Origin of the sequence: Myroides injenensis M09-0166, from assembly GCF_000246945.1 — a bacterium.
Lineage (GTDB): Bacteria > Bacteroidota > Bacteroidia > Flavobacteriales > Flavobacteriaceae > Flavobacterium > Flavobacterium injenense.
On sequence record NZ_BAEX01000026.1, the window covers coordinates 26,904 to 36,616 of the forward strand.

Genomic DNA, 9,713 nt, shown 5'->3' on the forward strand with positions numbered 1-9,713 from the left:
TGATGGGAAGAATAATTAAAATATTTACGTTATTTTGTATAGTTAGTTTTTTGTATTCTTGTGAGAAAGATTCTAAGAATGGAAATAATGATGTAAGAGATTTTATCGTAGCTTTTAAAGAACAGTCTATTGTATATAGTGATATAAAAACTTCAGCAGATATTACATTAGTGTTTTCTGATGTAGCAATGGAATCTGGTAGTATCGAGATAGATATTTTGGGAGTTAATGCTGCCTATGGTATTGACTTTAGTACTTTGCCCATTGCTAAAGAAGGTAGGTTTTTAGAAATTCCTTTCCAAAAGGGAGATAAGGAAGTAAAGTTTAAATTTGAAAATCTTATTTACCCTTATGATAGAACGGATAAGACGGTACAGTTTAATATAGTTAAAGTTAATTATAGTCCACGTAATCCTATTATACAAGGATACTCTATTATGGCTATAAGTTTTGATGCTGCTTTAGGAGGTACAATGGCACCAAATGTTGGTGGTCCTAGTGAACCGAATCAAGTATATGTTGATTTAGGCGGTAAGGCAATGTATCCTATACCTAGGGATTCATGGGACTTAGCTTTTTATTGTGGAGATGATTTTAGAGTTAAAATTAACGGTGCTTTATATATGGCTGCTGGAGTGACTACTGATAATAATATTGATAATATTAGAGAGTCTGATGTAGTAAGTTTACAAGATAAGGTTAAGATTGGAACTTTTGACCCTACTAATGTTGCTTATATCGATGATCCTTCAGGAGATTTAACTCAGACAGCAATAGGAGAAGTTAAAGCTAACTCAGGAGATAATAAGGTTTATATTGTAAATTTAGGTTCTGAGCCAGGCAAAGGTGATGTTGCTGCAGGATCAGTTGATATTACTGGGGCACCTAGAGGTTGGATGAAGATTAGAGTGCTTAGAAAAGATAATGGATATATTTTGCAATATGCAGAGCTAAATGATTCAGCGCATAAAGAGATTGTAATTCCAAAGAATGCAGCATATAATTTCCGTTTTTTTAGTTTTAATAAGAATTCAATTGTAGATGTTGAGCCTGCTAAAAATAAATGGGATTTAAATTTTACTGTATTTACTAACGTTGTAGATCAAAATGGAGATCCAAAAGGATCATATGGTTTTTCAGACTTTATTGCTATAAATCGTTATGGAGGTGTTGAAAGTTATAAGATAACAATTCCTAAAGAGGAAAGTGCGGAGTATTATAAAAAGTTTTCTTTAGCTGATGTTAAGAAAGATAAGTTGGAAAAGGATTTAACAATAATTGGAGGGACGTGGAGAGAAGTTGCTAACTCAAAAGTTTTATTTAAAAATGTCTTTTACGTCATTAAAGATTCGAAAGGTAATTTTTATAAAATGAGAATGTTAAGTTTTATGAATGAAAGTGGACATAGAGGCTATCCAAAATTTGAATATAGTTTATTACGCTAAAGATATTTAAAGTTTATGCAGAGAATTGTTGTCGCGCTCTGTATAAGTGATTCAATTGAATTGCAAATAGCATTTTGTATTTGTTGTTTATTGAGTTGTTAGTTTATTTTTGTTAGAAGAACCCCAAGAATGTCGCACTTGGGGTTTTTTGTTTTTGAAGTCATCTTGACTTACTAGTTTTTGTAATTCTTTATTACTATAATGATAAAAGCTATGAAATTCCACGCCAATAAACTAGAAAATATGATATCGAATATATTGAGGAAACAACGAAAGCTCTATCATCAAGATTTTCTACTCTCAATAGTATAAATCACTTTGCATAGTTTTTCATCGAAATAATTGTGTTCATAATCTTTTCTATTTCGTTTATTAGGATATAAGTTAGCTATTATTTCTTTATCACTAACTATTTTTATTAATTTCTGTAGATCAAAACCAGCATCAACATTAATTAAGTAATTCTGATAGGGATAATTCAGCATTAGTTAATTGATTAGTTATGTATTCAAAACTGATTTCTATATCAAATATATCCTTTGCATATCAAGAGAGTATAAGATTTTATATATATACTTTAACTATCTAACCAAAATAAAAAGTACTTCACTTTTTTTGATACTAAAAATATATCTAATTAAATTACAGTGACTTATCATTAAATTCGATCTATTGGATTAAATTTTAAATGCTTGGAAAAGCCTGTATTTAGAGGCATTAGAGCGAAATTCTTCAAGACTTCTTCAACACTTCCCCATGATTGCTCTATATAGAGGGGTATTTGTTGAAGGAATCTTGGAGAACTGTTGACACGGTGTTGAAAAAATCATATCCTCTATTGTAATAAAGGTAGGTAAGGAATCAATTATTTTACGAATCATTTTAGGTATTTCTAGTCAAAAAGACCTTTGAATAATTAGATGATTTATTTTTAAAAAATTTAAAAATAAAACGGCTGTAATGGATTGGGTGAGCTACAATAGGATGAAGTCATCTTGACTTTTTAGTCTTCTAAAATTTCTTTAGATATATTACGATAAAAGCCATATAATTCTATGTCATCCAACTAGGTAATCTAGTATTGAATCTATTGCGTAAAAAATCTACACTATATAACTAAGCATTTGCTCTTTTAATAGCAGATCTTACTTTATATAACTTTTCATCAAAATAACTGTCTTCATTATCTCTACCGTTGGGTTTATTAGTACAAATGTTGACAATAACTTCTTGATCTATAATTATTTTTTAAAGCTTCTTTGAATTATAAAAGCGGAGCTTTTTATTTAATTCTTTTTTGGGGAAGTGTCAGGTGGGGAAATATAGCTAGTTCTATCCTTTCTTGGAGTGTGATTTGGTAAATAAGGGGAGCATTTTTTTTGTTCAGCGACACAAATTTCTATATATGCTTCTTAATTTTTGTAAAAATCAAAACATCATCTACGTTTGTTCTTACAATTTTAATTTGATTGTGTAGTGGTTTTTTAAAGTAAAATATAGCAAAAGAGAATTAGATTTATTTGCTATTGTTGATTTTAAGCCTATTAAATGTTTAATTAAACTTTTTCTTTTTACGGTATTCTGCAGGGGTTATATTGTAAAGGCGTTTAAAGGCAGTAGTAAAATGTTGACTATATTCGTAGCCACAATATTGAGCAATTTCTTTAATAGGTGTACAAGTATTCAATAATAAGTTTGCTGCATATTCCATGCGCACTTCAAAAAGATAACCAAAAACGGTTTTATTAAATAATTTTTTAAACTCTTTTTTAAGTTTGAATTCATTAATTCCTACACGTTTTGACAGGTCACTAAGTGTGTGATTTGTTTTGTGTTCTTTCTCAATGATTTCTTTTACATGTATTATTTTTTCTTGATTAATTTTTTCTGTACCTAAAATTTTGTCGATAGTATTTAATTGTAAATACTGTTCTAGTTGTAAAAGCAGTAATTCTTGAGCTTTATTTTTTAAATATGATCTTTGGAATTGTGGCGTACGATTATTATTCATCATCTGCATAAGAATGTAATTAATTTCATAATTAATTTTAAGGTTTGTTTCAAATATTTTTTGAGAGTGTGTAATATTTTGATTTATCAAGATATCTTCTAGTACATGGTATTCTTCAATTAATGAATCTATAAACGTTGATTTGAATATTAACTCTAAGTATTTAGTAGCGTTATTGGACTGTGTACTTTTATATATACCAGTTAATTCTTTATGGTGATATAAATTATGTTCTCCGGAATTGAATCTAAAAATTCCATTTTTTGTTTTTGTGTTAGTGGTTAATATGGATTGACCTTCTAGGCAGAAGTGTAATTCATATATTGGTTCTTCACTATAGAAGTTAATTAATATATCCTGTTTTAATTTAATATCTCCTTTTGAAATAATTAGATCAGAATAATAATATTCGCTTCGATTACTGCTAACTATATTTGGAATAGTATCTATTATCTTTTCATGGACAATTGGAGTGTTTTTTTTATCAAAAAATGTTCGACTATAATTATTTGTATTAATTATTTCATTTGTACCCAGAGTCTTCAATGTCATTTTCATTTTACAGAGATATATTAATTTTTTGATATAAATAATTTTATTCAAAGATAATTATTTAGATTAATTCTAAACAGTTATCTTTGAACAAAAATATAAAGAAATGGATCAAAAGGATTACATAGATTTAGCTAATCAATTAAAATGTCCAAATGGAGATCAAGGGGTAGTGATTGCAAATACAATGTTTGTTTCCAATAATAATATGATTTTTAAAACTATTGATAGATTAGATATTCAAGAGTGTGATACTGTTTTGGAATTTGGTTTTGGTAGTGGCAAACACTTACAGTATTTGTTTTCTAAAGCTGAAAATATTTTATATGAAGGAATTGAAGCTTCCTCCCTTATGATAGAAACTGCTTCTGAGTTAAATAAAGATCTTGTTGTGAATAAGAAAGTCAGTTTGAAACTTGCTGATGACAGTTGTAAACTTGATTATCCCAATAAATCTTTTAATCACTGTTTTGCTGTAAATACTATTTATTTTTGGCCTGATCCAGTAAAATATTTGCAAGAAATATTTAGAGTTCTTAAACCAAATGGCAATATTGCTTTAGCATATATAAGAGAAGATTTTGCACAAAAGCAACCTTTTGCAGTAGATGATATTTTTGAGTTTCATAAAACAGAAAGGTTAATACGAGTTATAACTAATATTGGTTATAGTAATGTGGAACAATGGCAATATATGGAAAATACCATTGATAAGACGGGCAAAAAGGTAGTTAGGCCTTTTGTGATTTTAAAAGGCAATAAGTAAATTATTTATTAGTCCATTATTTTATTTTGATGACTATAATATGTAAATTTGTATGCAATTCATATAAGGGAGGTTATAACCTCCCTTTTTTATTTTTCATAAAAACAACACAATATAAATGGAATTATTGCACAAACGTATTCTTCAAGACGGACATTGTTATGAAGGTGGAATTTTAAAAGTTGACAGTTTTATTAATCATCAGATGGATCCTATCTTGATGAAATCAATAGGAGTTGAGTTTGTTAGAAGATTTGCTTCGACTGAAGTGAATAAAATTATGACAATTGAGGCTAGTGGAATTGCGCCTGCAATTATGACTGGTTATCTGCTTAATTTACCTGTTGTTTTCGCAAAGAAAAAAAAAGCCTTCAACTATGGAAAATATGCTACACACTCAAATTCATTCTTTTACAAAAGATAGGACTTATGATGTTGTTATTAGCCATGATTTTTTGAAGCCTGGTGATAATGTATTATTTGTTGATGATTTTCTAGCATATGGTAATGCTGCGATTGGTGTATTGGATTTGATTAAGAAATCAGGAGCTAATTTAGTTGGAATGGGCTTTATAATTGAAAAAGCATTTCAAAATGGTAGAAAACTATTAGAAGAGAAAGGTGTAAGAGTGGAATCACTCGCAATTATTGAAGACTTATCTAATTGCACTATCAAAATTAGAAAGTAAGTAGAATTAATTATTGTATATAAGGCTTAATATATTGAAGTATTAAGCCTTTTTTTATTTTGTTAAAGATTCTTCAAGTTTTTCGCTTATCAAACATTTCTATGTAACTTACTATATTATTAAAGAGAAGAATTATGAGTAAAATACCTTTTTCATTCTTAGATTTGGCCATTATTGGTGAGAATAGAACGACAACTGAAACTTTATACAATTTACTTGACACTGCTCAATATGCAGATTTATTAGGTTATACTAGATTTTGGCTAGCCGAACACCATAATATGCCTCATATTGCTAGTTCTGCTACTTCTGTGTTAATTGGATATGTTGCTAATGGCACAAAAAATATTAGAGTAGGTTCTGGGGGTATTATGTTACCTAATCACCCTCCTCTTGTTATTGCTGAACAATTTGGAACTTTAGAGTCTTTGTATCCTAATAGGATAGATTTGGGATTAGGTAGAGCTCCTGGTACTGATCAGCTAACCGCATTAGCGTTAAGGAGAAACGATACAATGGCGGTGAATTATTTTCCTAATCAAATTGTAGAACTACAGAATTTCTTTGATAAAAATAATTGTGATTCAAAAGTGAGAGCTTTTCCAGGTGAAGGTTGCAATGTCCCAATTTGGATATTGGGTTCAAGTACTGACAGTGCTTACTTGGCAGCGGAGAAAGGTTTACCTTATGCGTTCGCAAGTCATTTTGCACCAGATCAAATACAATTAGCAGCTAAAATATATAAGAAAAATTTTAAACCTTCAGTTCAATTGGAGAAACCTTATTTCATGCCATGTATAAATGTTATTCTTGCGGATTCTAATGACGAAGCAAATTACTTGGCGACATCTTTTTATAATATGTTTCTAGGAATTATTAGAAATGATAGAAAACCAATGCAAAAGCCTATTCAATCTATGAGTGGTTTATGGAATGTACAGGAGGAAGCATATGTGTATAAAATGACTTCATGTTCTTTTATAGGGACAAAAGATGATATTGCAGATGATCTCAAAAAGTTCTGTGATTTATTAGAAGTCGATGAATTAATGATTACAACTCCTATCTATGATTTTGAAAAACGAAAACATAGTATAAAATTATTTGCTGAAATAATTAGTAATCAATAGAATGATGTGCTTCATCGTTTTTGTGGGATATTTTTTTATTTTTATTATTATTTAGATGTATTTTAAATAATACTACTGGTAGTATGTGTTAAAATGCTGTATTCTATTTATTCAGTAGTGATTTTATTTGTGAATTTAATGTTAATTTAAAGTAGTGTGTCTAGTGATTTTTTTAGTTAATTCAATATTAGTGTTTAAATTTTTATTTAAAATGATGATTATTTGATAAATGTTATTATTTTTATTTTTTTATACACTTATTATATATCATGAAGAAAACTACCTCACTATTTTTTGTTGCATTACTATTCTCCCCTTTTATTGTAAAAGGGCAAAATTTACAGATGAGAAATAAGATAGTCTCAACTTATAATCTAAGAGAAACCACAAAAATATTAACCGAGAAAGCTAATGAAGCTTTAGAAAATAAAAAGCGTGCAATTAATTTTGCTCAGCAGAATGGTTTAGTAATTTCTGGAATTAATAGAGATGGTGGATATTTTGAACTTGATGGAATAGATGAAAATGGTATTCTATTATATAAACGAACTTTTAATTCAGGTTCTAGGATTACTTCTCGTGTTGAAGAAGTAAATGCTGCTAATGGTATACTTCCAAATCTAGACGGAAATGATATGATAGCAGGTGTTATTGATGGTGAGGTAATTTTAGACACACAACAAGATTTATTAAGTGAAAGAACTAATAATACCCGTGTTTTTCTTCGTCAGCCTGTTTCTAAAGCTGTAAAAAACAGAAGTTATGAGGAAAAGCGATTACATGCAACTCACGTAGCAGGGACTATTGCTTCAAATGGTAAACATCAAAAAATGTCAAAAGGAATGGCTCCAAAAGCGTCTATTTGGAGTTATTCATGGGATGGTGATATCAAAAAGATGGGAGAAATGGCTGGAAATGGTATATTAGTAAGTAATCACTCTTATGGCTATGATTTTTTTGATGAGTTGGGAAATCCTATTCCAAATACTAAGCATTATTATGGAAGTTATATTGAGGTTAGTGCAAATTTTGATTGGTTAGCGTCTAATTATAAATATTATATACCTGTAGTAGCAGCAGGGAATGATGGGAGAGGGCAAAGATTAGTTTATAAGGATGATCCAGAGAAAATTAACGTGGATATGCTGACAGGTGCTTCTGTTGCAAAAAACGCAGTCGTTGTTGCTGCTGTTAAAGAAGTTTTGGATTATCAAGGTCCGGAAGATGTTGTACTTACTGACTTTAGTAGTCAAGGTCCAACAAATGATTTCAGAATTAAACCTGATATTGCTGCTAAAGGCAATAGAGTTTTTTCAACTTCCTATAAAAATCCAGAGAATAGTTCTATTGCTCCTAAAATAGACGAGTATGCTATTTTGAGTGGAACTTCTATGGCTGCACCAGCTGTAACAGGTGTGTTTACATTATGGCAACAATGGGCTATGCAATTTAGTAAAGATCGTAAAGCTCCTTTTAAGTCTGCTACAATTCGTGCAATAATGGCTCACACTGCCGATGAAGCTGGTATTGCGCCTGGTCCTGATCATTTATTTGGTTGGGGACTAATTAATGCATTGGCTGGAGTACAAGTGATGGATGGTTCTGAGGATGAAAAAATAATTGCTTTTATTGAAGAAAATAGTTTAGAGAATAGTGAGGTGTATACAAAAGAGATTGAAATTACAGAACCTGGAAAATTAGTGTTTACTTTGGCATGGACTGATATTGCTGGAGATGGTCATGATGGTAGAAATTCGAGTGAAAGTTATATGTTAACTAATCCTATTTTAGTTAATGATTTGGATATTGAAATTAGAAAAGATGATAAAGTTTATTATCCTTGGAAATTAAATAAAGATTTTTCAGATCCAAAAGCTATTAAGGGAAATAATGATGTTGATAATATTGAGAAGATTGAAATAGATGATGCGGAACCTGGTAAGTATGAAGTTGTAATTTCCCACAAAAAATCTCTTAAAAATATGGTACAAGAATATTCTTTAGTAATAACAGCTGGAGAATTTAATAATTTACAGCGTATTAAAGATAAAGAAGAGATTAAAGAAGATAAATTGGAATATAAGTTATGGCCTAATCCTATGACTAATTTCTTCTTTGCAGAACTAGGTGAGAAATATGAAGAAGAAATTATTGAAGTTAAAATATTTGACTTAAATAGTAGATTAGTTAGAGATTATAGTATTCGTGCGCACGAAAATGGAACAATTGAGGTTTCTGTTGAAGGATTGACTAGTTCTATTTATTTTGTCGAGATAAAAGCAAAAGGGTTAAAGAAACAAATGCGAGTTATTAAACAATAATAATTTATATTTATAGTAAGAAGAAAAGGTTAGTGAAAGCTGACCTTTTTTTGTTGTAGTGAGTAGTTGAAATTTAATAATCGACTAATTTTATTCAATGACAGGAGGCTAGAAGTCTATGAATGCAGTAGTTTCAAGTAATTTGTTCAACAGCTCTTATCATGGGTAACATTATTTTAAATTTTGCGGTATTTATTGAAGTAGTTAAGATTTAGATTATAATGAATGGTAAAGTATAGAAGGTAATAGTCATGTAATCAGAATAATTTATCATCTTGTATAAAGACTATAAAAAGATAGCGCTTTAAAAATTAGTTATTATAAAGGTGTGTATTTGAAATAAAGACATTTTATCAAATGGGAAAGATAAATACAAGAATACCATTTTAGAATTACAGCCGTGTTTTCTCTTATATAGAGAGATCTTACATTATAAAGCAAACAATAAAATAAAACTAAAAAAAGTTTACTGCGTAAAAGTGTCAATAATAAATAGTTAAGAAATAATGTGGTGATAAGTGAAAAAATAAGGGATTAAAAGTTTGGAAGTAGTGAAAAAGGTGCTACTTTTGCATCCGCATTAGAGAAGTAATCTACAGCTCTAGAGGCAGACGATCATAAATAAGAATTGAGAAGCAGAATAGCGCTTGTAATTTCAGAGAAATTTAATAAAAATAAATTTGGAGGGAATTAGAATAAGGTGTTATCTTTGCAGTCCGCTTCAGTAATAACTGGCGATTTGATAAGGCTTGAAAAATAAATAGAAATATTTTAAAAAAAAGTTTTGTCAGTTCAAAAA

General features: G+C 29.4%; 8 protein-coding genes. 6 read left to right on the forward strand and 2 right to left on the reverse strand.

Annotated elements, in window-relative coordinates; all coding sequences use genetic code 11:
• Positions 1–2: 2 nt before the first annotated feature.
• The gene (locus RH98_RS06135) at positions 3–1,445 is read left to right on the forward strand and encodes an HmuY family protein (RefSeq protein WP_237717511.1); all 1,443 of its coding nucleotides are present in this window, start codon (positions 3–5) and stop codon (positions 1,443–1,445) included.
• Between the two features lie 284 nt (positions 1,446–1,729).
• Here RH98_RS06135 and RH98_RS15205 read toward each other — a convergent pair whose 3' ends face one another.
• Positions 1,730–1,930 (reverse strand): hypothetical protein, encoded by a 201-nt coding sequence (locus RH98_RS15205; RefSeq protein WP_010251791.1) that lies wholly within the window; start codon positions 1,928–1,930, stop codon positions 1,730–1,732.
• 1,067 nt (positions 1,931–2,997) lie between these two features.
• Entirely contained in the window at positions 2,998–4,014 is a 1,017-nt protein-coding gene (locus RH98_RS06145) for a helix-turn-helix domain-containing protein (RefSeq protein ID WP_010251794.1), read from the reverse strand.
• A gap of 100 nt (positions 4,015–4,114) precedes the next feature.
• On the opposite strand from RH98_RS06145, the gene RH98_RS06150 reads away from it, so the two are divergent.
• From RH98_RS06150 to RH98_RS06165, 5 genes are all read left to right on the forward strand, one after another.
• Entirely contained in the window at positions 4,115–4,774 is a 660-nt protein-coding gene (locus tag RH98_RS06150; RefSeq protein WP_010251797.1) for a class I SAM-dependent methyltransferase, read from the forward strand.
• A gap of 118 nt (positions 4,775–4,892) precedes the next feature.
• Positions 4,893–5,198, forward strand: coding sequence for a type I phosphoribosyltransferase (locus RH98_RS16010; protein ID WP_237717512.1), 306 nt, complete (start codon positions 4,893–4,895; stop codon positions 5,196–5,198).
• Entirely contained in the window at positions 5,152–5,463 is a 312-nt protein-coding gene (locus tag RH98_RS16015) for a type I phosphoribosyltransferase (protein ID WP_237717513.1), read from the forward strand. Before RH98_RS16010 ends, RH98_RS16015 begins: the two co-directional genes overlap by 47 nt.
• 134 nt (positions 5,464–5,597) lie before the next feature.
• Positions 5,598–6,593, forward strand: coding sequence for an LLM class flavin-dependent oxidoreductase (locus RH98_RS06160; RefSeq protein WP_010251800.1), 996 nt, complete (start codon positions 5,598–5,600; stop codon positions 6,591–6,593).
• 344 nt (positions 6,594–6,937) lie between these two features.
• The gene (locus tag RH98_RS06165) at positions 6,938–8,914 is read left to right on the forward strand and encodes a S8 family serine peptidase (RefSeq protein ID WP_158427115.1); all 1,977 of its coding nucleotides are present in this window, start codon (positions 6,938–6,940) and stop codon (positions 8,912–8,914) included.
• Positions 8,915–9,713 lie beyond the last annotated feature (799 nt).

What these genes read in the sequence shown, in the direction of transcription:
- RH98_RS06135 (WP_237717511.1), top strand. Translation starts at nt 3, where the DNA reads ATGGGAAGAATAATTAAAATATTTACGTTATTTTGTATAGTTAGTTTT.
- RH98_RS15205 (WP_010251791.1), bottom strand. Translation starts at nt 1,930, where the DNA reads ATGCTGAATTATCCCTATCAGAATTACTTAATTAATGTTGATGCTGGT.
- RH98_RS06145 (WP_010251794.1), bottom strand. Translation starts at nt 4,014, where the DNA reads ATGAAAATGACATTGAAGACTCTGGGTACAAATGAAATAATTAATACA.
- RH98_RS06150 (WP_010251797.1), top strand. Translation starts at nt 4,115, where the DNA reads ATGGATCAAAAGGATTACATAGATTTAGCTAATCAATTAAAATGTCCA.
- RH98_RS16010 (WP_237717512.1), top strand. Translation starts at nt 4,893, where the DNA reads ATGGAATTATTGCACAAACGTATTCTTCAAGACGGACATTGTTATGAA.
- RH98_RS16015 (WP_237717513.1), top strand. Translation starts at nt 5,152, where the DNA reads ATGGAAAATATGCTACACACTCAAATTCATTCTTTTACAAAAGATAGG.
- RH98_RS06160 (WP_010251800.1), top strand. Translation starts at nt 5,598, where the DNA reads ATGAGTAAAATACCTTTTTCATTCTTAGATTTGGCCATTATTGGTGAG.
- RH98_RS06165 (WP_158427115.1), top strand. Translation starts at nt 6,938, where the DNA reads ATGAGAAATAAGATAGTCTCAACTTATAATCTAAGAGAAACCACAAAA.